The organism is Peribacillus sp. SIMBA_075 (genome assembly GCF_046534585.1).
This window is the reverse complement of record NZ_JAWRYN010000001.1, coordinates 59,367-81,778: the sequence shown is the minus strand read 5'-3', so window position 1 is coordinate 81,778 and position 22,412 is coordinate 59,367. Positions and strand designations below refer to the sequence as shown.

At 40.1% G+C, this 22,412-nt stretch carries 26 protein-coding genes and 2 other annotated features; of the genes, 7 read left to right on the top strand and 19 right to left on the bottom strand.

Translation table 11 applies throughout. The annotated features are described in order from the left end of the window. Positions 1-35: 35 nt before the first annotated feature. A complete protein-coding gene (locus SB775_RS00455) occupies positions 36-1,367 on the bottom strand; it encodes a PhoH family protein (RefSeq protein WP_061462288.1) in 1,332 nt (443 codons plus the stop codon). 266 nt (positions 1,368-1,633) lie between these two features. On the opposite strand from SB775_RS00455, the gene SB775_RS00450 reads away from it, so the two are divergent. From SB775_RS00450 to SB775_RS00440, 3 genes are all read left to right on the top strand, one after another. Further along, on the top strand, positions 1,634-2,230 hold the full coding sequence (locus tag SB775_RS00450; RefSeq protein WP_081108748.1) for a YhcN/YlaJ family sporulation lipoprotein: 597 nt from the start codon (positions 1,634-1,636) through the stop codon (positions 2,228-2,230). 131 nt (positions 2,231-2,361) lie between these two features. Then, on the top strand, positions 2,362-2,562 hold the full coding sequence (locus SB775_RS00445; protein WP_061462287.1) for a YlaI family protein: 201 nt from the start codon (positions 2,362-2,364) through the stop codon (positions 2,560-2,562). Next, positions 2,546-2,977 carry a hypothetical protein gene (locus tag SB775_RS00440; protein ID WP_410860225.1) on the top strand — a complete coding sequence of 144 codons (432 nt, stop codon included), beginning with the start codon at positions 2,546-2,548 and terminating at the stop codon, positions 2,975-2,977. The genes SB775_RS00445 and SB775_RS00440 overlap by 17 nt, the downstream gene beginning before the upstream one ends. A 38-nt stretch (positions 2,978-3,015) precedes the next feature. On the opposite strand, the gene SB775_RS00435 is transcribed toward SB775_RS00440, so the two are convergent. Genes SB775_RS00435 through typA form a run of 3 tightly spaced genes read right to left on the bottom strand, consistent with a single transcriptional unit; the run spans position 3,016 to position 5,483 of the window. Further along, a complete protein-coding gene (locus SB775_RS00435; protein ID WP_125162533.1) occupies positions 3,016-3,300 on the bottom strand; it encodes a hypothetical protein in 285 nt (94 codons plus the stop codon). A gap of 4 nt (positions 3,301-3,304) precedes the next feature. After that, positions 3,305-3,613 (bottom strand): YlaH-like family protein, encoded by a 309-nt coding sequence (locus SB775_RS00430; RefSeq protein WP_053345193.1) that lies wholly within the window; start codon positions 3,611-3,613, stop codon positions 3,305-3,307. A gap of 22 nt (positions 3,614-3,635) precedes the next feature. Beyond that, complete coding sequence (gene typA, locus SB775_RS00425) at positions 3,636-5,483, bottom strand: translational GTPase TypA (protein ID WP_061462284.1); 1,848 nt, start codon at positions 5,481-5,483, stop codon at positions 3,636-3,638. Between the two features lie 124 nt (positions 5,484-5,607). Between typA and SB775_RS00420 the strand changes: the two genes are divergently transcribed. Further along, positions 5,608-5,790 (top strand): YlaF family protein, encoded by a 183-nt coding sequence (locus tag SB775_RS00420; RefSeq protein ID WP_061462283.1) that lies wholly within the window; start codon positions 5,608-5,610, stop codon positions 5,788-5,790. A 129-nt stretch (positions 5,791-5,919) separates the two neighbouring features. Here the strand turns inward: SB775_RS00420 and SB775_RS00415 are convergent, their stop codons facing one another. Both SB775_RS00415 and SB775_RS00410 read right to left on the bottom strand, forming a co-directional pair. After that, complete coding sequence (locus SB775_RS00415; RefSeq protein WP_410860224.1) at positions 5,920-6,723, bottom strand: inositol monophosphatase family protein; 804 nt, start codon at positions 6,721-6,723, stop codon at positions 5,920-5,922. Positions 6,724-7,138: 415 nt separating this feature from the next. Next, complete coding sequence (locus SB775_RS00410) at positions 7,139-7,336, bottom strand: hypothetical protein (protein WP_034314018.1); 198 nt, start codon at positions 7,334-7,336, stop codon at positions 7,139-7,141. Positions 7,337-7,535: 199 nt separating this feature from the next. Between SB775_RS00410 and SB775_RS00405 the strand changes: the two genes are divergently transcribed. After that, positions 7,536-8,156, top strand: a complete 621-nt coding sequence (locus SB775_RS00405) for a YktB family protein (protein WP_410860222.1) — start codon at positions 7,536-7,538, stop codon at positions 8,154-8,156. Positions 8,157-8,237: 81 nt separating this feature from the next. Here the strand turns inward: SB775_RS00405 and trpA are convergent, their stop codons facing one another. From trpA to SB775_RS00360, 9 genes are all read right to left on the bottom strand, one after another. Further along, positions 8,238-9,017, bottom strand: coding sequence for a tryptophan synthase subunit alpha (gene trpA / locus SB775_RS00400; RefSeq protein ID WP_410860221.1), 780 nt, complete (start codon positions 9,015-9,017; stop codon positions 8,238-8,240). After that, complete coding sequence (gene trpB / locus SB775_RS00395) at positions 9,010-10,215, bottom strand: tryptophan synthase subunit beta (RefSeq protein WP_089362383.1); 1,206 nt, start codon at positions 10,213-10,215, stop codon at positions 9,010-9,012. Before trpB ends, trpA begins: the two co-directional genes overlap by 8 nt. 4 nt (positions 10,216-10,219) lie before the next feature. Then, the gene (locus tag SB775_RS00390; protein ID WP_410860220.1) at positions 10,220-10,834 is read right to left on the bottom strand and encodes a phosphoribosylanthranilate isomerase; all 615 of its coding nucleotides are present in this window, start codon (positions 10,832-10,834) and stop codon (positions 10,220-10,222) included. A gap of 10 nt (positions 10,835-10,844) precedes the next feature. Further along, a complete protein-coding gene (trpC, locus tag SB775_RS00385; RefSeq protein WP_061462277.1) occupies positions 10,845-11,624 on the bottom strand; it encodes an indole-3-glycerol phosphate synthase TrpC in 780 nt (259 codons plus the stop codon). Beyond that, the gene (gene trpD / locus SB775_RS00380; RefSeq protein WP_410860218.1) at positions 11,625-12,647 is read right to left on the bottom strand and encodes an anthranilate phosphoribosyltransferase; all 1,023 of its coding nucleotides are present in this window, start codon (positions 12,645-12,647) and stop codon (positions 11,625-11,627) included. It abuts the gene before it with no gap. Between the two features lie 22 nt (positions 12,648-12,669). Further along, the gene (locus SB775_RS00375) at positions 12,670-13,275 is read right to left on the bottom strand and encodes an anthranilate synthase component II (RefSeq protein ID WP_061462275.1); all 606 of its coding nucleotides are present in this window, start codon (positions 13,273-13,275) and stop codon (positions 12,670-12,672) included. Continuing rightward, a complete protein-coding gene (gene trpE / locus SB775_RS00370; protein WP_410860216.1) occupies positions 13,272-14,666 on the bottom strand; it encodes an anthranilate synthase component I in 1,395 nt (464 codons plus the stop codon). The genes SB775_RS00375 and trpE overlap by 4 nt, the downstream gene beginning before the upstream one ends. A gap of 116 nt (positions 14,667-14,782) precedes the next feature. Next, positions 14,783-15,020: a binding site (T-box leader), on the bottom strand. 35 nt (positions 15,021-15,055) lie between these two features. After that, positions 15,056-15,286, bottom strand: a binding site (T-box leader). Positions 15,287-15,355: 69 nt separating this feature from the next. Next, positions 15,356-15,631: a UPF0223 family protein gene (locus SB775_RS00365; RefSeq protein WP_410860215.1), complete on the bottom strand. Its 276-nt coding sequence runs from the start codon at positions 15,629-15,631 to the stop codon at positions 15,356-15,358. Between the two features lie 57 nt (positions 15,632-15,688). Beyond that, complete coding sequence (locus tag SB775_RS00360) at positions 15,689-16,648, bottom strand: NAD(P)H-dependent flavin oxidoreductase (protein ID WP_089362380.1); 960 nt, start codon at positions 16,646-16,648, stop codon at positions 15,689-15,691. A 402-nt stretch (positions 16,649-17,050) separates the two neighbouring features. Here SB775_RS00360 and SB775_RS00355 point away from each other — a divergent pair, with 402 nt between their 5' ends. Further along, positions 17,051-18,508 carry an aminotransferase class I/II-fold pyridoxal phosphate-dependent enzyme gene (locus SB775_RS00355; protein ID WP_317776715.1) on the top strand — a complete coding sequence of 486 codons (1,458 nt, stop codon included), beginning with the start codon at positions 17,051-17,053 and terminating at the stop codon, positions 18,506-18,508. A 194-nt stretch (positions 18,509-18,702) separates the two neighbouring features. Here the strand turns inward: SB775_RS00355 and SB775_RS00350 are convergent, their stop codons facing one another. Continuing rightward, the gene (locus tag SB775_RS00350; RefSeq protein WP_081108747.1) at positions 18,703-18,828 is read right to left on the bottom strand and encodes a GapA-binding peptide SR1P; all 126 of its coding nucleotides are present in this window, start codon (positions 18,826-18,828) and stop codon (positions 18,703-18,705) included. A 308-nt stretch (positions 18,829-19,136) separates the two neighbouring features. Between SB775_RS00350 and SB775_RS00345 the strand changes: the two genes are divergently transcribed. Continuing rightward, complete coding sequence (locus SB775_RS00345) at positions 19,137-19,571, top strand: DUF1885 family protein (protein ID WP_061462270.1); 435 nt, start codon at positions 19,137-19,139, stop codon at positions 19,569-19,571. Between the two features lie 26 nt (positions 19,572-19,597). Here SB775_RS00345 and SB775_RS00340 read toward each other — a convergent pair whose 3' ends face one another. The 3 genes from SB775_RS00340 to lpdA form a co-directional block, all read right to left on the bottom strand. Further along, positions 19,598-20,425: a polysaccharide deacetylase family protein gene (locus SB775_RS00340; RefSeq protein WP_410860214.1), complete on the bottom strand. Its 828-nt coding sequence runs from the start codon at positions 20,423-20,425 to the stop codon at positions 19,598-19,600. Between the two features lie 45 nt (positions 20,426-20,470). Continuing rightward, positions 20,471-20,728 carry a hypothetical protein gene (locus SB775_RS00335; RefSeq protein ID WP_309145510.1) on the bottom strand — a complete coding sequence of 86 codons (258 nt, stop codon included), beginning with the start codon at positions 20,726-20,728 and terminating at the stop codon, positions 20,471-20,473. 268 nt (positions 20,729-20,996) lie between these two features. Further along, the gene (lpdA, locus tag SB775_RS00330; RefSeq protein WP_061462268.1) at positions 20,997-22,409 is read right to left on the bottom strand and encodes a dihydrolipoyl dehydrogenase; all 1,413 of its coding nucleotides are present in this window, start codon (positions 22,407-22,409) and stop codon (positions 20,997-20,999) included. Positions 22,410-22,412: the final 3 nt, after the last annotated feature.

Below are 22,412 nucleotides of genomic sequence, written 5' to 3'. Positions count from 1 at the left end.
GGCAATCGGCAAGGGGGACTCCCTTGCCGATTGTATTATAAAAGTGTTGCAGCGAGTTGGGCCAATCCCGATCTTTCCCCTTTTATCAATTTAACATGGCCTGCAATACGCTCGGTCTTGAATTTTTCAACCACATAGGTCAACCCATTATTATATTCATCTAAATAAGGATGATCTATTTGCTCAGGATCTCCCATTAATACAATTTTGCTCCGCTCCCCGACTCTCGTCAATATGGTCTTAACCTCATGTTTTGTTAAATTCTGGGCTTCATCGATGATGATGAACTGATCTGGGATGCTCCTTCCCCTGATATATGTCAGGGCTTCCACTTCAATCGAACTCATGCCAGCTAAAATGGCATCCAATTCCCCTGGTTTTTTCGTATTGAACAAAAATTGAAGATTATCAAAAATAGGCTGCATCCACGGTCTTAACTTTTCTTCTTTTTCCCCTGGCAGATAACCAATATCCTTACCAACCGGCACAATTGGCCTGGCGACCAGAAGTTTCTTATATTGTGACAAATCTTCAGTTTGCATTAATCCTGTTGCCAATGCCAATAAAGTCTTACCTGTCCCTGCCTTACCAATAAGCGTCACAAGTTGAATATCCGAACGAAGCAGCAAATCGAGGGCCATCGTCTGCTGGACGTTTCTCGGTTTAATTCCCCAAATATGTTCCCCTTCATACATCAATTTCTTAACCAACCTGCAGTTCTCATCCACAATCCCAATCGCAGAAGCTGAGCTGCCCAGCGTGTCCTTCATCAAAAGGAATTGATTTGGATAATAGGAATCCTTTGTAAGCTCTTCAAGTGCCAAAAAACTTTTCTCATAAAACTTATTCAGATTATCAATTGATACAAATACTTCTTTATGGCCACCGTATATATGATCCATTTCTACGACACGATCATTTAAAAAGTCTTCTGCCTCGAGTCCGATTGCATCGGCTTTTACCCTGACGAGAGTATCTTTGCTAACCAAAATGACCGTTTTCCCATTTTCCTTTGTCTCTTCTTCCAAAGATAAATTTTTTGCGACAGCCAATATTCTGTTATCGTTCGTTTTCTCCACGAAAATTTCCTGAAGCTTATGAAATGAACGGTGATTGAGTTCAATTCTTAGGCTGCCCCCATTATGAAGCGGAATGCTTTGATGAAGCTTCCCTTTTTCACGGAAGCTGTCGATCAATTTCGATACTTGCCTGGCATTCCTTCCGATTTCATCCATATACCTTTTCTTCGAATCCAATTCTTCTAGTACGACTGCTGGAATGACAACTTCATTATCTCCGAATGAATAAATCGAATATGGATCCTGCAACAGGACATTCGTATCTAAAACATAGATTTTTTTCCCCAATATGACGCCTCCTGCCTGCTCTTTAGGATATGCCTTACCATTTACTACACTAAGCAGTTATGTAGCGGACGAGACTGTTGATAAAATATATGTTCCTTTGCATAAAGATAGAAGAACATTTACAGACTATAAAGAAAACTTCCAGCAAAGAATGCTTTACTCAACATGGATTACATCCTGCTTCGCTTCATTTTATACTTATATGCATCAGACTTAGCCGGTGTGGACAGGCTGTAACTAATGATAAACATTAAGGAGGTTGTACATTGCAAAAAATCATATTGTCACTCGCTGCTGTTCTGCTGATGACAGGTTGCTCAATGAATAATAAAAATGGAGCGTCTGAAAATAATGCTAAAAATAATATAACAAAAGTCAATAACTCGACCATCCAGGAAACAGACAGAACTACAGGTCAGGAAACAGCACAGAGACTCACAGGTTTGGCTAAATCCATTCCGGAGGTGAACGATGCCACGGCAGTCGTACTTGGCAAATATGCCATTGTCGGAATAGATATTGACCAAGATATTGAGCGTTCACAGGTAGGAACGATTAAGTATTCAGTTGGAGAAACTTTAAAACACGATCCTAACGGTGCAAATGCCATCATCGTTGCGGACCCGGATTTAAATGAACGGATCAGGGAGGTAGCCAAGGATATTAAAGACGGTAAACCGGTAACAGGGATACTAAATGAATTGGCTGATATCACAAGTCGAGTCATTCCTGAGGTTCCTGGTGATATTTTAACCCCAACGCCTTCAAAGGCCATCGATAAGGAAAAAAATAAACTTGATAATTCGGAAAGGAAAAAACTTGATAAAGAGCAAGATGATCAATCTAATCACTATAAAGAATGAATTTTCCCAACCCGAAGTGAATCTTCGGGTTTTTGTCTACGATCAAATGTAGTTTCACTTTATCCTCGTTTTACCATAAAATTATTGGTATACTTAAAAGCATATTCAAATTGAAGTGGGGTTCAAATTATATGAAGGTTAAATGTGTAATATGCGATCAAATCGAATCTATACCTGACGATAGCCCAGAAGCAAAGAAACTTCGTAACCGTCCTATACATACCTATATGTGCAATGCATGCAATCAACGCATAGAAAAGCGTACGAACGAACGGATTGCAACTGGAAACTTCCGTCTTTACCGGACAATCAAAAATGAAGATGAATGGTAAAACATTTTATAAAGTTTCCCTGATTGGTCTCATAAATGGAATCATGCTTGGATTGGCAATGAAGTTGGTTGAAATGTTTTCTGGTAAACAAGTCTATCAACTGTTATTGAATGTGGATTTCCTTCCTGTAATTGGAGCTGTTCCCTGGAGTGAGGCATCATTGTACTTTTTCCATCTTCTATTCTCACTGGCAATTACGTTTAGTTACGTTTATATCCTTCATCCCTTGAAGTTTTTTAGGGAATGGAACAAATACACACTTGCTTTTCTCACGATTATTCCTGCCATCATGCTTTACTTTCCATTATCGGCGCTGTCCATAACAGAAGTTGTCCTTCCTTCTGATTTGACAGCCTTCTTTTTGTGGTCACTCTTACATCTTTTTTATGGACTATTCCTCCCTAAAGCAATATAAAAAGAACCGTGCGGGAAATCGCACGGTTCTTTTTATCATCACTCGATATTTTTATACTTTTCTGGCTCAAGCTGAATTTGGTCTAGCATGATATCAATCAATTCGATCGGAAAACGCTGCTTTTTCATTTCGTCTCCCAATAGATACTCGACGAAATAAAAAGGTTCCGTTTTTGAAACTGAATCGATGATTACCTGATGATCGGCTTTCAACATCTGCATGAAAAACATTTCTGTATCGCGGGCAGCTGTATCATCAGGCCTTGCATCACAGACAACTTTGATCGTCAACCAATTGTATAAAGCATCCTGTAATGATTTCATCGTCTTAAGCCTGTTCTTCTTTTCTCGAATTATGAAGACGGATTCTATAAATCCCAAGAACAAGTGAAGCGATGACTAATGCTTCCCCCATAGGAAGAAACACCGCAAAGAAAGAAAGAAGGGTACATCCAAGTGCCATTACCGCATAAATGATCACATTTTTTAGCAAAGGTAACTTTTTGGCAAAACCTAACTGATAGACAAGGATGCATAATCCAAAGATCGTCAAATATAGATACCACATTCCTGCTTCAGGATTTTCATCCACTCTGTACAATGCTGCAAAAAATGATAATCGCTCTTGGATATCCAATCTTTTCTCCTCCTCTTGCTATTTATTTTTCTTCAACAGCAACTTTTTTTCTTTTAGCTGCTCTTTCACGTTCGTTTTTATCAAGAATTTTTTTACGAAGACGGATTGACTCCGGAGTTACTTCACAGTACTCATCGTCGTTCAAATACTCTAGAGCTTCTTCAAGAGACAAAATTCTTGGTTTCTTCATTGAAGAAGTTTGGTCTTTATTAGCTGAACGCATATTTGTCATTTGTTTCGCTTTTACGATATTAACAGTCAAATCGCTATCACGGTTATGTTCCCCGACAATCATACCTTCATAAATATCAGTACCTGGCTCAATGAAAATTACGCCGCGGTCTTCTACTTGCATCGTACCATATTGTGTAGTTTTTCCAGATTCCATTGAAACAAGTACACCTTGACGTCTTCCGCCGACTTGACCTTGGGCCATTGGTTGGTAGCTGTCAAATGAGTGGTTCATGATACCATAACCACGTGTGATTGTTAAGAACTCAGTAGAATAACCAATAAGTCCGCGAGCTGGGATCGTGAATAGTAAACGAACTTGACCGCTTCCGCTATTAATCATATCCAACAATTCACCTTTACGTGCTCCCATGGATTCCATGATAGAACCAGTGTGCTCTTCAGGAACATCGATTTGAACACGTTCAACTGGCTCACAACGCACTCCATCAATCAAACGAACGATAACTTCAGGTTTAGAAACTTGCAGTTCATAACCTTCACGTCTCATGTTTTCAATTAAGATAGAAAGGTGAAGCTCTCCACGACCTGAAACAATCCAGACATCTGGAGAATCTGTATTTTCAACTCTTAAGCTAACATCAGTTTGCAATTGGCTTTTCAAACGCTCTTCAATTTTACGAGCTGTTACAAATTTACCTTCACGGCCTGCGAATGGGCTGTTGTTTACAAGGAAAGTCATTTGTAATGTTGGCTCATCGATACGTAGAATTGGTAGGGCATCAGGATGTTCAATAGGACAAACTGTTTCCCCAACGTTAATATCTTCCATACCAGAAACAGCAATTAAATCACCGGCAACAGCTTCTTGGATTTCAACTTTTTTCAAGCCAATATAACCAAAGATTTTCGTTACACGGAATTGCTTAACCGATCCATCAAGTTTCATTAATGAAACTTGTTGACCTACATGCATTTTCCCACGGAATACACGGCCAACACCAATACGTCCTACATAATCATTGTAATCAAGTAAAGCCACTTGGAATTGAAGTGGTTCATCAGTGTTATCAATTGGTGCAGGGATCGTTTCGACGATTGTTTCGAATAATGGGGTCATGTCTTTTTCTTGTTTGGCAGGATCTGAATCCAAGCTTGCTGTACCAGCAATACCTGAAGTAAAGACAACAGGGAATTCTAATTGTTCTTCTTCAGCTCCAAGTTCGATGAATAAGTCAATTACTTCATCTACAACTTCGTTTGGACGGGCAGAGTCTTTATCAATTTTATTCACGACAACGATTGGCGTGATCTTTTGTTCCAATGCTTTTTTCAACACGAAACGAGTTTGCGGCATACATCCTTCATATGCATCAACAACAAGTAAAACACCATCAACCATTTTCATGATCCGTTCTACTTCACCACCAAAGTCGGCATGACCAGGTGTATCCAAAATATTGATTCTTGTATCTTGGTATTGAACTGCTGTATTTTTCGCAAGAATCGTAATTCCGCGTTCTTTTTCAATAGCATTAGAATCCATCGCACGTTCTTCCACATGTTCATTTTCACGGAAAGTACCAGATTGCTTAAGCAACTGATCCACTAATGTCGTTTTACCATGGTCAACGTGGGCAATGATGGCTATATTACGAATATTTTCTCTTAATTTCAAAAAATTCACTCCTAAAAAAGTTTGTGTTTAACGTATCACTAGTATTAACTTACATATTATATCACAAACATACTAGAAACAAATACAGAAATTATGTACAATAGATATATTAGGGGTGATATTAATGAATATTAAATGGAATTTCTTAATATTAGCGGTATTGGCAGCATCCAGCATTGGCTCCATTGGCATCTTCATTGCTGAAAAAAGCTTGCTTGGAATATTAGCTGCAATCGTTATACTTTGCGGAGTTATGGGGTTCGGTTTCACTCAAAAGAAGAAATTACGCGAAGCAGGAAAGTTATAATATTAAAACTCGCTGTCGGACAGCGAGTTTTTTTTGTTAATTATTTGAAATTCAGTTTTTAACCCCATACTTGCCGGAACCTGGAAAAACCATAACCTTTTCGGCTTACCATTAACTTTGGCCATGGCACTAATTGCTGGAAGTACCTGATAAGTATTTATCGAATACTTCTTTATGCAGCCTTGGTTTAGAGACGAAAAGTGAGTCACCTTCTAAAAAATCCAATTTGTCACCCTTAATATTACTAACTTCCCCGCCCACTTCCTCAACCAGTATAACTCCCCCGGCAAAGTCCCAGGGCATGAGTCTCATGGTTATGTATGCATCGATCCTTCCAGCTGCCACGAATGCAAGCTCCAATGCTGCCGAGCCATAGGAACGGGTCCCTCTTGCATCCCGAACAAGTGGTGCAAGAAGGCTCGGATCAATCCTACGGTTTTCCGTTACCCAGCTTGCATTAATGGAAACGATGGCTTTGCTTACTGATGCCTCTTCAAGGGATGGAAGCCTTTGATCATTCATGAATGCTCCCTGCCCCTTAATCGCATGATATAATTCATCGGTAACCACATCATAAACCATACCAATTTTTCCGATGCCATCCTCATAAACCCCAAGAGAAATTGCAAAATTCCGCTGTTGATGAATGAAATTCAAAGTTCCATCAATCGGATCAATAATCCATACAGTTCCTTTTAGGTCTTTAATATCATTACCCATTCCCTCTTCCCCAAAAATCCGGTGTTCAGGAAAGACTTCGCTAATCTTTTCACAAAAAAATTTTTCTATCGCTTTATCCATATTTGTAACTAAATCATTGGGATTCGTTTTCATTTCAATATTCAACTTGGTTTTAAAGGACGCCCTTAGCCTCGTACCCGCTTCTTTCATCCATAACTTAGCATATGTATCCATTTCACTAATCGATACCATTATAATATCCCCGTCCTTTTATGATCAGAAACTACATTAAAATGATCCTCTACTAAAGATTAAAGCAAATAGAGCTTGTCTTCAAGTTTTTAACATCTTAAATTTTCCATTATTAAAACAAAAATGAGGAATGATGGTTATCTTCCTCACCCATCCATTACGATTTCCCAATCATGAATAAGCCAGTACAAATACTTTCAAATCACTCTACCGGTTCCCTTCCTTATTAAATGGAGCCGCCCCAATGATGCTTGATAAAAAATACGCGGCCTTATATATATTGGACATTTAATGAAAAACGGACACATTATTTTTTAAATAAAATAAGTGTCCGTTCATCTATAATAAAATTCCTTGTATTGAAATTGATTCATTTCTTTCACTCATTCTCCTTCAAGATCTATGCAGCCAATCATTACAAGGCTTTCAGTTTCAACAGTTCCAACCGGATGCGTTCAAGCCTTTGCTTACATTGTGACCTCTTTTGGTCATTCTCTTCACCAATTGCTTCAAAAAGGGTTGCTAATTCATAGTCCATTTCCATTCTTAACACTGCAGCTCTATGTCTTTCAACTTCTTTAGCTTTTAATGCTTGGTTCATGACTTGTTTCATAATTAACATTCTCCCTTCATCAATTAACTTAATCTTCTGAATTTATTTTATTTTATCATATGACTTCCTACCACAAATAGCAACTAATTTGTGCTTTAACCTATAAGGAATTTTGCAGTGCCCATCCAAATCATATTTTTTAAATTTCACTTTTACTTATGCTACAATATGTGCAGATATTACGGTAGGAGAGATGATTATGAATATAGCTAGTTTTACAGCTGATGATTTTAATGTTTTTAAAATTGATGGATTGGAACCCCGAATGGATGCTTTAAAAGAACATATCCAGCCTAAACTACAAGCTCTTGGAGAGCAATTTTCACAACAACTGTCAGTTTTGACGGGCGATGAAATGTACCCTCACGTCGCAAAGCATGCCAGACGGAAAGTGAATCCTCCTAATGATACATGGGTTGCTTTCGCTGCCAACAACAGAGGTTATAAAATGATGCCGCATTTCCAAATTGGGTTGTGGGAAACACATATGTTCATTTGGTACGCCGTCATTTATGAAGCACCTAATAAAATTGAAATCGGAAAGCATCTTGAGCAGCAGGCGGCTCGGTTAGTGAATAGCATTCCCACCCATTATGTTTGGTCAATGGACCATACAAAACCTGATGTCATTCCTCACGATGGTCTTGGAGTCGATGATTTAAATTCAATGTTCACTCGCCTGCAAACTGTAAAGAAAGCCGAAATCCTATGCGGCATAAGAATTTCCCGTGATGACGCGATTAAGTTAAATGATAATGATTTCATTCAAACCATTCAAGATGCGTTTGAACATCTTTTACCCTTATATAAATTAAATTAAACACCTTTGATCAGTATTCAGGTGAATTATCGGAATTAAATTGATTAAGAAAAAAGGAGAGCCCTGAAGGCCCTCCTTTCCTTATTTACGCACTAACCCTTTACTAGCTTGTATCAAGTCACTAATTTGATCTTCTTTACCTGTTTCAAAGCATTCGATGATCTTGCTGCCTACAATGACACCATCGCAGTATTGCATTGCATCACGGACATGATCTGGCGTCGATATGCCGAACCCAGCAAGAACGGGAACGGGACTTAGCTCTTTTACCTTCTTTAAATAGCCTCCAACTTCTTCCCCGAAGGCTTCACGGGCGCCTGTAATGCCTTTGACTGTAACTGCGTAGATAAAACCCTCAGCCCCTGCGGTAATCTCGGTGATACGTTCTTTCGAAGACGTCAGTGTCACAAGTCGAATAAGAACGATCCCTGCAGTTTTGATTGATGAAAAGATGGCTTCTTCTTCAATCGGTAAATCGGGGATGATGCACCCGGAAATTCCTGCTTGAAGACAATCATCCGTAAACTCTTTAAGTCCATATGCCAGGATTGAATTCGAATAACCCATTAAAATAATTGGAATGTTCACATCATCTTTGATTTCCATAACTTTTTTCAGGACATCTTTTAACGTTGTTCCATTATTCAAAGAACGGATGCCAGCCTGTTGGATAACCGGTCCATCTGCGACAGGGTCAGAGAATGGTATTCCTAGTTCAACAGCTGTCGCCCCGTTGCTTTCAAGGAAAAGAAGCTGGCTCCTTAAGCGTTCAAGACCGCCATCACCTGCCATAATATAAGGAATGAATGCTTTTTCCTGCTTTACTTGACATTCTTCAAGCGCTTTTGTCAATTTATTCATGTTCACTACCCCCTATTAATGATTGGACTGTTTCTACATCCTTATCACCACGGCCAGACAGGCAAATCACCAGTCCTGTTCCTTTCTCCATTTGTTTAGCAAGTTTTAAACCATAGGAAATGGCATGTGAACTTTCCAAAGCAGGGATGATCCCTTCTTCCCTTGAAAGCATCACTAGAGCTTCCAATGCTTCATCATCGGTTACGGAAGTATACACCACCCGATTGGTATCCTTTAAATAACTATGTTCAGGCCCTACCCCCGGATAATCCAACCCTGCTGAAATTGAATGTGCCTCCTGGATCTGACCGTCCTCGTTCTGCAATACATACATGAATGCCCCGTGGAGCACCCCAGGTTTCCCCTTCGTCAAACTTGAAGCATGTAATGGTGTTTCCAGTCCATGACCTGCCGCTTCCACTCCATATAATTTTACCGTTTCATCCTCAATGAAGGGATAGAACATTCCCATGGCATTACTGCCTCCACCTATGCAAGCGACTACTGCATCCGGAAGGGAATGAACAGTCTCCGAATACTGACGCTTTGTTTCATTCCCTATCACACTTTGAAAATCTCGTACAATAACGGGGAATGGATGCGGTCCAAGTACTGATCCCATTATATAATGGGTGTCATCCACGTTCGCAACCCAATAACGTAACGCCTCATTCACTGCATCCTTCAGTGTCCCGCTTCCTTGTGATACAGATATGACCTTGGCTCCCAAAAGCTCCATCCTGAACACATTCAATTTCTGTCTCCTGATATCTTCTTCTCCCATAAAAATGATGCATTCCAACTTCAGCAAAGCGCACACAGTCGCAGTTGCAACGCCATGCTGACCTGCACCCGTTTCGGCAATCACCTTTTTCTTGCCCATTTTCTGAGTCAGCAAAGCCTGACCGATCGTATTATTAATTTTGTGGGCTCCGGTATGATTCAAGTCCTCACGCTTCAGATAAATATCTGCACCACCCGCTAGTTTCGTTAAGTTCTCCGCAAAATAAAGTGGTGTTTCACGACCGATATATTGTTTCAGGTAATAGTTTAGCTGTTTTTGGAATTCCGGATCCTTTTTAGATTGTTCATATGCATCTTCAAGCTCCATAATCGCCGACATTAAAGTTTCCGGAACGAAACGGCCTCCATACGCTCCAAAATGTCCAGTTTTATCAGGCTGTGTATAAGTACTCATCTATTCATTCCTCTTTTCCGGCTGTATATTTCGCCTCATTTATAAATGCTTTTATTTTTACAGCATCTTTTAATCCGTTTGTTTCAACACCACTAGCTACGTCAACTGCGAATGGTGAAACGGCACTGATCGCTTTTCCGACATTTCCAGGAGTCAGCCCACCCGCTAGAATCACCTTTCCCCTTGGCAGATCCGCTTTTCGGATCATTTCCCAGTCCAAAGTCTGCCCCTTACCAGATGAACCTTTAGGTAGATCCACTAAAATAAAATCTGCTGGGTACTGATGAAGGTTTTCAAGGTCTTGCTCTGATTCGATTGCAAAGGCCTTTATCACCGGTAGGGGCATTCTGCGGGCGAAACTGGCAGACTCGTTGCCATGAAGCTGAATATAATCCAACCCTGCAATTTCAGCACTTTTTATCACTTCTTGTTCAGTTTGATTGGCAAACACTCCGACTTTTTTCACATGTCCAGGTAGATTAGCTCCGAATTCACCTACTAAATCCGGCTCGACTTTCCTGCTACTCTCGGCAAAAATGAATCCAATAAAGTCTGCCCCGGATTTAACAGCAGTCTGAGCAGCTGCCAATGTCTTAATCCCACAGATTTTCACTAACATATTAATCTCCTTATATACTCATTTGCAGTTCTGCCATCGTATGTGGAAGATTTGATGAAGTCATAAGCGTCTCCCCGACTAAAATCCCTTTTGCACCAGCTTCCTTCACACGCATTACGTCTTCTTTTGTCTTGATTCCACTTTCACTGATAATGATGTGGCTTTTTGGATCAAGTAAATTCGCCAGTCGTTCCGTTACAGCCAAATCCACTTTGAAGGTCTTTAGATTCCGATTGTTGATCCCTATGAGCTCTGCGTTTAGTTCGAGCGCTCGTTCCAGTTCGGCTTCATCATGGACTTCTGTTAATACTTCAAGCCCTTTATTTTTTGCATATTGATATAATTCATGAAGGCGTCCTTTAGAAAGTGCTGCGACAATTAATAGAATGATGGTTGCACCACTTTGATAGGCACGATCGATTTGGATTTCATCGATGATGAAATCTTTGCACAACCTGGGAATCCGTATGGCTTCGCTTACGTTTCTCAAATCGGCAATGGATCCTTTAAAGAAAACCTCATCCGTCAATACGGATATCGCTGCAGCTCCTCCCCTTTCATATGAAAGAGCCTGCTCGATTGGATTTACATTGATTTTAATGTCCCCTTTTGAAGGGGACGCCCGTTTTATTTCAGCGATAACCGCCATTGATTTTGCCATTTTCAAATTTTCCACCAGAGATGGTCTGACTATGTTGATCATTACCGAATCATCTAAATCCATTTCTTTTTTTAATTTTGCTACTTCGACCTTTTTCTGTTCGATGATTTTCGTTAAAATATTTTCCATTTACATGACCACCTTATTTCTTTTGCCATAAGCAATCAGATTTTCTAACTTTTCAAGAGCCGATCCGCTATCAATGCTTTCTTTGGCCATGGAGATTCCTTTTTTGATCGTTGCTGCCGTACCATGTGCGTATAATCCCAATCCAGCATTCAATAAAACGGTATCACGATAGGCCCCTTTTTCCCCTTTAAGAAGGCGGAGCATAATATCGGCATTTTGTTTGGCGTCACCTCCACGGATGGCATCATTTCCGTAAACCGGCAGATCCACTTCTTCAGGATGCAGCGTAAATGGGATAATCTCCCCTTGTTCCATCAGCACAAGTGAATTTTCACCCTGGAGGCTTGCTTCATCCATAAAACCGGCACCATTGATCACGACCGCACGTGTCCTGCCTAATTTATGCAGGACTTCCGCAAATAGCTCGAGCATATCGCGTCGATGAATTCCCAATAATTGAGTGTCAAGTTGGACTGGGTTTGTCAAAGGTCCGATAAGATTAAATATTGTCGGGATTTTCAATTCTTTTCTGACTTTCATGATTCGTGCAATATTAGGGTGTACGGATGGTGCAAATAGGAATGTGATCCCATTTTCCTCCAACAGTTCTTTTAACATGTAAGGCTCCAAGTACAAATTAACACCTAGCTCTTCCAATACATCCGCACTGCCCGTTTTACTTGAAATGCTGCGGTTTCCATGTTTGGCAACCTTGACACCTGCCCCTGCCAATACAAAAGCCGATGCGGTACTTATATTGAAGCTTTGTGATCCATCTCCTCCCGTCCCGCAATTATCCATTACATTAAGGGAGCTTGTTTGCACACTTCTTGCTTCTTTTCTCATGACTCGGACAAGGCTTGCTATTTCACCTGCCGTTTCCCCTTTGGATTTTAGGGCTATGATGAAAGCTGAAATTTCGCTTTCGGTGATATCTTTAGAAAATAACGCTTGGGCTGCTCTGCTCATCTCTTCTTCCGTCAATGTTTGACGCTCTGCTAACTTCGCTAAATACTCCTTCACCGCTAACTCCCCCAGTCGTTTTTTATAAAACGGATTTTTCCTTCCCTGATTGGAAGGTTCCGGCAATCTTATAAAATTGATGTAATAATTCCTTGCCGATTTTCGTCCCTATTGATTCAGGGTGGAATTGTAAACCGTATAGCGGGTAATCTTGATGTTTTAGAGCCATGATTTCCCCATCATCCAATGCTACTGCCGTCACAGTCAGTTCCTTTGGCAAACTCGCCCTTTCAACTACGAGGGAATGATATCGCATTACCGGGAATTCTAAGTCCTGTTTGGCAAATACCCCTGTTCCCTCATGCTTGATAACCGATGTTTTCCCGTGCATGATATGTTTTGCCCCAACCACATTCGCACCAAAAACCGCACCAATTGCTTGATGCCCCAAACATATGCCTAAAAGCGGGACCTTTTCATAAAAATTACGGATGATCTCCATACTGATACCGGCATCTTCCGGCCGGCCAGGTCCCGGAGAAATGACGATTGCCATTGGATTCAATTCCTCAATTTCAGCAAGAGTGATTTCGTCATTCCTTTTTACTAAGATTTCATTTTCTACTTCTCCTAAATATTGGTATAAGTTGTAAGTAAAAGAGTCATAGTTATCAATTAATAAAATCATTTTGTGTGAACCTCCATAAGAGCGCGTGCTTTATTTTGTGTTTCTTCATATTCCGTTTTTGGATCTGAATCATATACAATACCTGCTCCTGCCTGTACATATGCCTTGCCATCTTTTATGATCATCGTCCGAATGGCTAAAGCCATATCAAGATCCCCTCCAAAACCTATGAATCCTATCGATCCCGAATACATCCCGCGTTTACAATTTTCCAGTTCATTAATCAGCTCCATTGCCCTGATTTTAGGAGCACCCGAAACTGTCCCAGCAGGGAGGCAGACCGTCAGCGCATCTAAACTCGTGAACCCTTCCCTAAGCTTTCCGCTAACCTTTGAAGCAATATGCATGACATGCTGATATCTTTGAATTTCCATTTCCTCGGTAAGGTGGATTGAACCGATTTCGCAAACCCTGCCAAGATCATTCCTACCCAAATCAACAAGCATCTTATGCTCGGCAAGTTCCTTTTCATCCATCAGCAGGCTTTTTTCGAAGCCTTTATCTTCTTCATCCGTTTTCCCTCTCGGCCGTGTACCGGCAATGGGATTAACATGAACCATTCCTGATGAAACATTGATCAAACTTTCTGGAGACGACCCGATAATGGTATATTCACCAAATTCAATATAAAACATATAAGGAGATGGGTTAGCTAATCGCAGACGACGGTAGGCATCGAAAGGCTCCCCATCGAAGTCCGCCTTAAATCGTTGTGATAAAACAACTTGGAACACCTCACCAGCCACAATCGCCGCTTTAATTTCAAGGACCATTTTCTCGAATTCATCCTGACTGAAATTCGACTTGAATTCCAAATATTCCGACGATATTTCCTTTGACGGTTTGCTTGCCTGATTGATTTTTTCCTTCATCCCCAATAAACTTTTTTCACTATCTTCTTCCGCGGTCAACAGATGAATCTTCTGCAGGACATGGTCGAATATATACAATTCTTTAAAAAAAAGAAAATGTGCATCAGGCATCTGCAGAGAATCAGGAGGCACCGGGCCAATATTTTCATATAGGCGAATGATATCATAACCCATATATCCAATCGCGCCTCCATTAAATGGAGGAAGATGTACGGGGGCCTCACCTATCTCCACTAACAATTCACTTTTTAGAAACTCGATGATATTGATGTCCTTTACGAATTCGTCTCCTGTTTCAGGGTCTTTCACAATTACTTGATCAGCAAGTGAAGTCACCTCCAGGTATGGGTTTGAACCTAGATAAGAGTAGCGGCCGTTGTCATGATGCGAATTCGAACTTTCCAATAAAAATTTCTGTTCATCATCTAATTTTTGAAATATTGCGATGGGTGTATGAATATCCCCTTCAATTGTTTCCATTTTAAAGCGAAGTATTTTTTTTTCATCCAAATTGTTCATCCCAATTCCCTCCTGATTCTTAAACGATCATGTTAACTGCCGATGAAAACCCTTTTGTTCTCCAATGTATATTGAAAATCCATAAAAAAATCCCCTGCAAACACAAATATGTGTCTGCAGAGGACGGTATACCGCGGTGCCACCTCAAGTTGGAAAAACTCATCATTTTTCCCTCTTAAGCAAGAAATCAAAATTTCTTGCCAATACCCTTTAACGGTGGCAGCCGAGTTTCCCTACTTAGTTCAAGAAACCACTCATAAGTCCATTCATCTTCTTATATCGTACCGGTTTCCACCTATTCCGGCTCTCTGTAACGCATCTAAAAAGATTACTACTCTTATTCATAGATTTAATTATCATTTTCATAAAAACGCAAAAAGGGCCCTCATCCAAAGGACGAGGAACCCGTGGTACCACCTTAATTAGCTAAATTAGCTCACTTTACGGCATTAACATGCCTATCTCCAATAACGATGAGATAATCGCCAAAGCCTACTCCGTCCATCCGTTTCGGTTTGGGGCTCGGAAGTCCATTCGCTTAAATTCGTTCACCAGTTTTCAGCAACCACTGGCTCTCTGCAGAACAGCATTAAGGTACTCTTCTTCGTCACTGCCTTTATCTTTTTCTTGATTATTATGTTAAAACAATCTTTTCAGTAAGTCAATGGAGTTCTCTAAAAATTATATTTTTAATTTTTCATTTTTATCCATTCTTCGTCTTCTATTCCTTTTGCCTTCTTAATTACAAGATATGATGAATAGTTGCTGACTGACTCAAACTCATCCGTATACTTTTTCTCATCCGCCTTACCTGGGACTATTTCCTTGAACCTTCGGTAGGCTTTCATAAATTCTTCCTTTTGTATTTTATTTTCATAAGCCTTTTCTACAGCTTCAAAGAATTTGATCACATCTACGATTTCTTCAGTAGACCAATCAAGATCCATTGGATATTGATAATCCATACCCTAAACACGCTCCTTCTAGATAGTTTTTCATGCTGTCCGGCAGACCATGCATCATCAGTCTGCCCATTTTGAACGAATTGCTTCCGCCTGGTGGATAATCCGGCTGATTAGGTCAGCAGTCGATGGTACATCATGAATCAGCCCCATCACTTGTCCAGCCCATGCATACCCTTCACCTTCAACACCATCATGGATATAACGCTGGTTCGCTTTTCCACTTATGTAATCCTTCAGTTGCTCATATCCGCCATTTTCTTTTTCTATTTCAAGGATCTTTTCAGTCCAGCTATTTGCAATTACCCTTGCTGGGGCACCAATGGACCGCTTAATGACAACGGTATCATTTTCTGTGCCGGAAACCAAGGCATTTTTATATAATTCATGTGCGTGAACACACTCCTTGACTGCTATGAATCGTGTTCCCATCTCGATTCCATCGGCACCAAGTGCCAACGCTGACATCAAACCGCGCCCATCGCCAAAACCACCCGAGGCGATGACTGGAATTTTAACGGAATCCACAACTTGAGGAATTAACACGGAAGTTCCAATATCATCACGGCCTAAATGTCCACCGCCCTCCTGACCAACTACCATCACTGCATCTGCACCAAGCTGTTCAGCCTTCACTGCCTGTCTTCTTGCAGCAACAAGCACCAGTTTTTTCACCTGAGTACCTTTGACGTAATCAAGAAATGGTGAAGGGTTGCCGCCTGTTACGGAAACAACTGCGATATCCTCTTTCAAGGCTGCTTCAAGCATGTGTTCATAAGGCCTTCCATGCTGACCGATTGCAAAGTTCACACCAAACGGTTTATCCGTCATTGATTTCGTTTTTCTTATTTCATCTACCAGTTGCTCTGGGTTGTCCAAGGACATGGCCGTTACCTGCCCTAGCCCCCCTGCATTCGAAACTGCCGCAGCCAGGTCTGCATATGCTAAATGAGCCAGTCCCCCTTGTACGATTGGGTATTGAATCCCTAACAAATCGGTCACACGCGTATTCCACTCCAAACTCTCATCTCCCTTTTTAATGGTTTGTTTTATTTATAAGCAATCTATATCACAGCTTTATTATGGCAAATATAATTTACCCGTTCAATTTTTAAACTCATACCCATTCAATATTTATAAAAGAAGAATTCTTGGGTCAATCCAGTTAATACTAGGGATATAGACAATTATAACCGGCTGTTATTTTTATTGGGCCCCACATCAAAGAAATTTAGAAATTGTTTATGTCAGTACATTAAAGTCACGCTAGGCATTTATTATAAGACGTGCTATAATTCATTTGTTTTATGTCTATCCAAAAGACCATTTGAATGGAATCGGAGAAACATGCGATCGTTAATATTTGGGAGTATATCTCCCCAATATTTCGTACCTATTATATTGAAAAGGGGCTACAAAGAATTGTCACAGAATGAAACACCCTTATACACTGCCTTATTGCAGCACGCAAAAAAAAATCCCGTTCAATTTCATATTCCAGGTCATAAAAAAGGAAAAGGAATGGACGCTGATTTCCGTGATTTTATTGGAGAAAATGCATTATCCATAGATTTAATCAATATAGCACCACTCGATGATCTCCATCGGCCAAAGGGCATCATTAAACAAGCTCAGGATCTTGCCGCTGAAGCTTTTGGTGCAGATCACACATTCTTTTCCGTTCAAGGAACAAGCGGAGCAATCATGACGATGGTCATGACAGTCTGCGGCCCTGGGGACAAAATCATCGTTCCGAGGAATGTGCATAAATCCGTAATGTCTGCCATTGTATTTTCCGGAGCGGTTCCCGTTTTCATCAATCCTGAAATAGATAAGGACTTGGGCATTTCACACGGAATAACCATCGATGCCGTTGAAAAAACTTTAAGTGAACATAGTGATGCAAAAGGATTGCTTGTAATCAACCCCACCTATTTCGGCATTTCGGCTGATTTGCAAAAAATAGTGGAAGTTGCTCATTCCTACCAAATCCCAGTACTCGTAGATGAAGCACACGGTGTCCATATTCACTTCCATGAGGATTTGCCGATGTCAGCCATGCAAGCCGGAGCAGATATGGCTGCTACGAGTGTTCATAAACTGGGCGGTTCACTAACGGGAAGTTCCATATTAAATGTTAAGAATGGACTGGTTTCAGCAAATCGTGTTCAATCAATTTTGAGCATGCTCACTACTACCTCAACCTCCTATATCCTTCTAGCTTCTCTGGATACAGCTAGAAGACAACTTGCGACGGTAGGCAGGGAAATGATCGATGAAGCCATAAATCTTGCAGGATATATCCGTGAGGCCGTGAATGAGATTCCTTATCTATACTGTGTCGGCAGCGAAATCCTAAGCAGTAAGGCAGCCTTTAGTTATGATCCGACAAAACTGATCATTTCCATTAAGGAATTGAATATTACCGGGTACGACGTTGAGAAATGGCTTCGTGAAAAGCATAATATCGAAGTGGAGCTTTCTGACTTGTACAATATCCTTTGCCTGATAACACCGGGGGACTCAAAAACAGAAGCGGACCTGCTGATTGCAGCCCTTAGAGACTTATCGAATGAGTTTAAGGAAATGGCTGCTGAACATGAAAAAATTGAAGTACTGCTTCCTGATACACCGCCACTGGCTTTATCTCCCAGGGAAGCTTTTTATGCAGAAACCGAAGTGGTTCCAATCGAGGAATCCGTCGGCAAAATCAGCGCTGAATTCATCATGGTTTACCCGCCGGGAATCCCGATCTTTATACCCGGTGAACTGATAACCGAAGATAATATCAATTACATCCGGAAGAACATCGAGGCAGGCCTACCAGTTCAAGGTCCAGAGGATCCAGAGATAAAATATTTACGCATCATTAAAAACTGATTGAATTTCATCAAACCGGAGCAGATACCTGCTCTGGTTTTTTTGCCCATTCTATTGTTTCAATTGTAATTGAGCAAAGTGCACTTGTCGAAAACGGAAGAATACTCCCTTATTAACCCCTATAAAAAGGGTGCTCCAGGTTGCAATCCTGAAACACCCTTAAATTCTATTTATCTTTAAGTTCCTTTTTCCATTTATTTTTCAGAGGCAGCTGTGTCACAGCATTGGCAGTTGTGATTGTGTGTATAAAGTACACTTACTTTTTCATCTTCAAAATGTTCAATCGTGCTATTGCAAGTTTGACATACGATAGTTCCCATTTTTACAACCCCTTCCTCTATATTGTATGCATTATTAACGTAATGTAACCGCTTCATATGAATTATAATATAACACATTTATTATTTCAAGCCAAAAAGTATAACATATATATATTTTCCCATTTAATACATTTGAATTCAAAAAATACAGGGTTCTCGGGGCTGTTTTTTACACATTAAGCCATTCCAATCTCAGCCAAGCAAATTGAAAATGGAATTTTACCTATAAATTTACATATAGATTAGTATATAATACGAACATAAAATGTTAATATATACTTACATCTATAGATCTAAGGGGGTTCCAAATGACTGAAAATGCCTATATCAAACTTGTTCCCGAGTCCGTGAAAGCGACAGTAACAATCGAAGACGTTAAAGAATTGCTGAATTATTATCAAATGATCACTGCGAAAACCGGAAAGCAACTGGATTGGGACTATGAAAAGAAAGCATTTCCATATGAAATGAAAGAACCTGAAAGAATGAAAGATAAGGCAATATACCTTCAATCCAATGAGGATCGTTACCATATGATATTGATAGGCGTTGACCAAGAAGTCGTTAGGGATGAAGATGGATTAGAGCGGATTCAATCCTATATTCAATTCACACTCCCAGAAACAGCAACATCCGGTGATAAAGGAAAAGCAAATGAATTGTGCAAGTTCCTTGCAAAGAAATTACGGGCGCAGCTGCATCTCTTCAATAATCGAGTGATGTATTACTATCCTAGGAAATAAAAAACCTGCTGAAGCCGAAAATCAGCTCATGCAGGCGTTTCAATTAATTTTGGATCAAGGATCTTATAACCTTTCTTTTGTAATCCTTTCACGATATCCTCTATCGCTTCACTCGTCCATTTCCGGTCATGCATCAGTAAGTTCGCGCCATTTCCTAAATAAGGGCTGTTCCGCATGATTTCAGTTAAAGCTTTTTTATCTTGATATTCTTTTTCCCAGTCATATCCATATGTCCAATTCATGACCAACATTTTTTCTTTCTCAGCGGCTTTTATTGAATGATCTGTATTCGATCCGAAAGGCGCCCTGAAATACTTAGGGCGTTCCCCGATAATACCCTCAACCAAATTGTTCAATTTTACGATTTCCCTCTCTTGTTCCTTTTCACTCAACTCTTTTAAATTCACATGAGAATATGTATGATTACCGATAGGAAAACCCATTTCATGAATTTCTTTTAGCATCGCTTTATTTTCATCATTTTCAAGAAAGTGACCATTCACGAAAAAAAGCGCAGGTACCTCATGTCGTTTAAGGGTTTTGGCGATCTTTAGCGAATATTTATCAGGTGCATCATCAAAGGTTAACAATACAACTTTCGGATTTGCATTCCCAATGGGTTTAAATGACCAATCATCTTTGTCCAACCGATATTCTGCCTTAACATTCATTTCCCCATCTGTTTTTGATGTTTCTACTTTCAGATTTTTCTCGTGCTGGCTTTCATCTTGGACGGTAGTTGTCGTTTCCACACTTTTTTGATTCTCATGTTCAGTTTGATCGACATTGGTTTCATTGCAGCCCATAAATAAAAATGATACAAATGTAAATAATACTAATACTTTGTTAATCATAATTCCCCCGTGGATTCTTGTGTCGTTGTTGACCTTACGAAGATTTCAATAAACCGGTACAAGCGTTTCCAATAGGATTTGCAAAATTCCGTAACACAATAAACTTATCACGGTAACAAGCAAGGTGCGCTTATTCGATTTTAAAATCATTTTACCAATGTAAATGGCTAAATAAGAGAAGACCAGAAACATGAATACTTTGAAAACAAATCGATCATTTACGGAAAGCCATTCAACTAATGTATACCCACTCCAAACGATTAGTTGAAAGAGGATTACCAGATAATTTTTCAAGTGATCCACCCCATTTTAATATGAATATATCAGCAATAAACTTTTTATTGGAAAAAATATTCGTTCAGCAAATCGCTCTTCTTATTTTTTATCCTCTTTTACCTTATTCAAACCTTTTCAAGGAAAAAAGTAAGACGTCCTTTTTATAGCTTATGCCCTTTTTGTCCTTTTCATTTAACTAGTGTAAAGAAAAATTTATGAATTGGGGTAATCCTTCATTTTATCTGGCAAATAAGAAAAAGCGTACTGCATTTGCAGTACGCTTTTTAAAAAATAATTACTTAATGATGTGAATAGGAGTTCCAAGGGCAACTTCAGCAGCTTCCATTGTGATTTCCCCTAATGTTGGATGTGCATGGATTGTCATGGCGATATCTTCGGCAGTCATTCCCGCTTCGATAGCTAAACCAAGTTCTGCAATCATATCAGAAGCGTTTGGTCCTGCAATTTGTGCTCCTATAACCAATCCGTCTTCTTTGCGAGTGATAAGCTTCACAAATCCGTCCGTATTATTTAATGAAAGGGCACGTCCATTTGCAGCGAATGGGAATTTAGAAGCAAGAGCTTCGATTCCAGCTTCCTTCGCTTCTTTTTCATTATAACCGACAGAAGCAAGTTCCGGTTCAGAGAATACAACAGCCGGAATAGCAAGATAGTCGATTTCAGATGAATGTCCTGCAATGGCTTCAGCAGCAATTTTACCTTCATAAGAAGCTTTATGAGCCAACTGAGGTCCAGAAACGATATCTCCGATTGCATAAATGTTTTTCACGCTTGTACGGCATTGTTTATCCGTTTCGACCAAACCGCGGTCAGTCATTTTGATTCCGACTTGTTCCAAACCGATTTCTGCAGTATTAGGACGACGTCCCACTGTTACTAAAACGTAATCGGCTTCAACTTTTTTCTCTTCGCCTTTTACTTCATAAGTAACGGTTACACCTGTTTCAGTTTCTTCCACGCCTTTAGCATTTGCTTTAGTAACAATTTCAGCGCCCTTGTTTTTAAGGTTACGTTTAACAAGTGCTGCCATTTGTTTTTCAAAGCCTGCAGAAAGAATTTCTTCTGTACCTTCAAGGATGGTCACTTTAGTGCCAAAACTTGCGAACGCTCCGCCAAGCTCAGTACCAATATAACCTCCGCCGATTACCACGATCGAACTTGGAACTTCTTCCAGAGCAAGAGCACCAGTGGAATTAAGTACACGTTTCGTATATTTAAATGACGGAATCTCGATTGGCGATGAACCAGTAGCGATGATTGCGTTTTTAAATGTATATGTTTGCGCTGAGTCTTCATTCATAACACGGATGCTGTTTTCATCAACGAAGTAAGCTTCGCCAGTTACAACATCAACATTATTACCTTTTAACAGGCTGCTTACACCGCCAGTTAATTTTTTTACAACAGTACCTTTCCAAGCTTGTACTTTAGAAAAATCAACAGTAACTTTTTCTGCAAAGATACCCATGTCTTCTGAATGCTGAGCTTCATGGAAGCGGTGTCCTGCCGAAATTAAAGCTTTCGATGGGATACAGCCTACATTTAAACAAACTCCGCCGATTGTTCCTTTTTCAACGACCGTTACTTTCTGTCCAAGCTGCGCTGCGCGAATTGCGGCAACATATCCCCCTGGGCCTGAACCGATCACTAAAGTATCTGTTTCGATTGGAAAATCTCCTACTACCATTGT

What these genes read in the sequence shown, in the direction of transcription:
- trpC (WP_061462277.1), bottom strand. Translation starts at nt 11,624, where the DNA reads ATGGAAAATATTTTAACGAAAATCATCGAACAGAAAAAGGTCGAAGTA.
- SB775_RS00345 (WP_061462270.1), top strand. Translation starts at nt 19,137, where the DNA reads ATGACTGAAAATGCCTATATCAAACTTGTTCCCGAGTCCGTGAAAGCG.
- SB775_RS00415 (WP_410860224.1), bottom strand. Translation starts at nt 6,723, where the DNA reads ATGGTATCGATTAGTGAAATGGATACATATGCTAAGTTATGGATGAAA.
- SB775_RS00440 (WP_410860225.1), top strand. Translation starts at nt 2,546, where the DNA reads ATGAAGATGAATGGTAAAACATTTTATAAAGTTTCCCTGATTGGTCTC.
- trpB (WP_089362383.1), bottom strand. Translation starts at nt 10,215, where the DNA reads ATGAGTACTTATACACAGCCTGATAAAACTGGACATTTTGGAGCGTAT.
- SB775_RS00405 (WP_410860222.1), top strand. Translation starts at nt 7,536, where the DNA reads ATGAATATAGCTAGTTTTACAGCTGATGATTTTAATGTTTTTAAAATT.
- SB775_RS00350 (WP_081108747.1), bottom strand. Translation starts at nt 18,828, where the DNA reads ATGGGAACTATCGTATGTCAAACTTGCAATAGCACGATTGAACATTTT.
- SB775_RS00340 (WP_410860214.1), bottom strand. Translation starts at nt 20,425, where the DNA reads ATGATTAACAAAGTATTAGTATTATTTACATTTGTATCATTTTTATTT.
- SB775_RS00390 (WP_410860220.1), bottom strand. Translation starts at nt 10,834, where the DNA reads ATGTTAGTGAAAATCTGTGGGATTAAGACATTGGCAGCTGCTCAGACT.
- SB775_RS00420 (WP_061462283.1), top strand. Translation starts at nt 5,608, where the DNA reads ATGAATATTAAATGGAATTTCTTAATATTAGCGGTATTGGCAGCATCC.
- SB775_RS00445 (WP_061462287.1), top strand. Translation starts at nt 2,362, where the DNA reads ATGAAGGTTAAATGTGTAATATGCGATCAAATCGAATCTATACCTGAC.
- SB775_RS00375 (WP_061462275.1), bottom strand. Translation starts at nt 13,275, where the DNA reads ATGATTTTATTAATTGATAACTATGACTCTTTTACTTACAACTTATAC.
- trpA (WP_410860221.1), bottom strand. Translation starts at nt 9,017, where the DNA reads ATGAATAAATTGACAAAAGCGCTTGAAGAATGTCAAGTAAAGCAGGAA.
- SB775_RS00365 (WP_410860215.1), bottom strand. Translation starts at nt 15,631, where the DNA reads ATGGATTATCAATATCCAATGGATCTTGATTGGTCTACTGAAGAAATC.
- SB775_RS00435 (WP_125162533.1), bottom strand. Translation starts at nt 3,300, where the DNA reads ATGAAATCATTACAGGATGCTTTATACAATTGGTTGACGATCAAAGTT.
- trpE (WP_410860216.1), bottom strand. Translation starts at nt 14,666, where the DNA reads ATGAACAATTTGGATGAAAAAAAAATACTTCGCTTTAAAATGGAAACA.
- SB775_RS00410 (WP_034314018.1), bottom strand. Translation starts at nt 7,336, where the DNA reads ATGAAACAAGTCATGAACCAAGCATTAAAAGCTAAAGAAGTTGAAAGA.
- lpdA (WP_061462268.1), bottom strand. Translation starts at nt 22,409, where the DNA reads ATGGTAGTAGGAGATTTTCCAATCGAAACAGATACTTTAGTGATCGGT.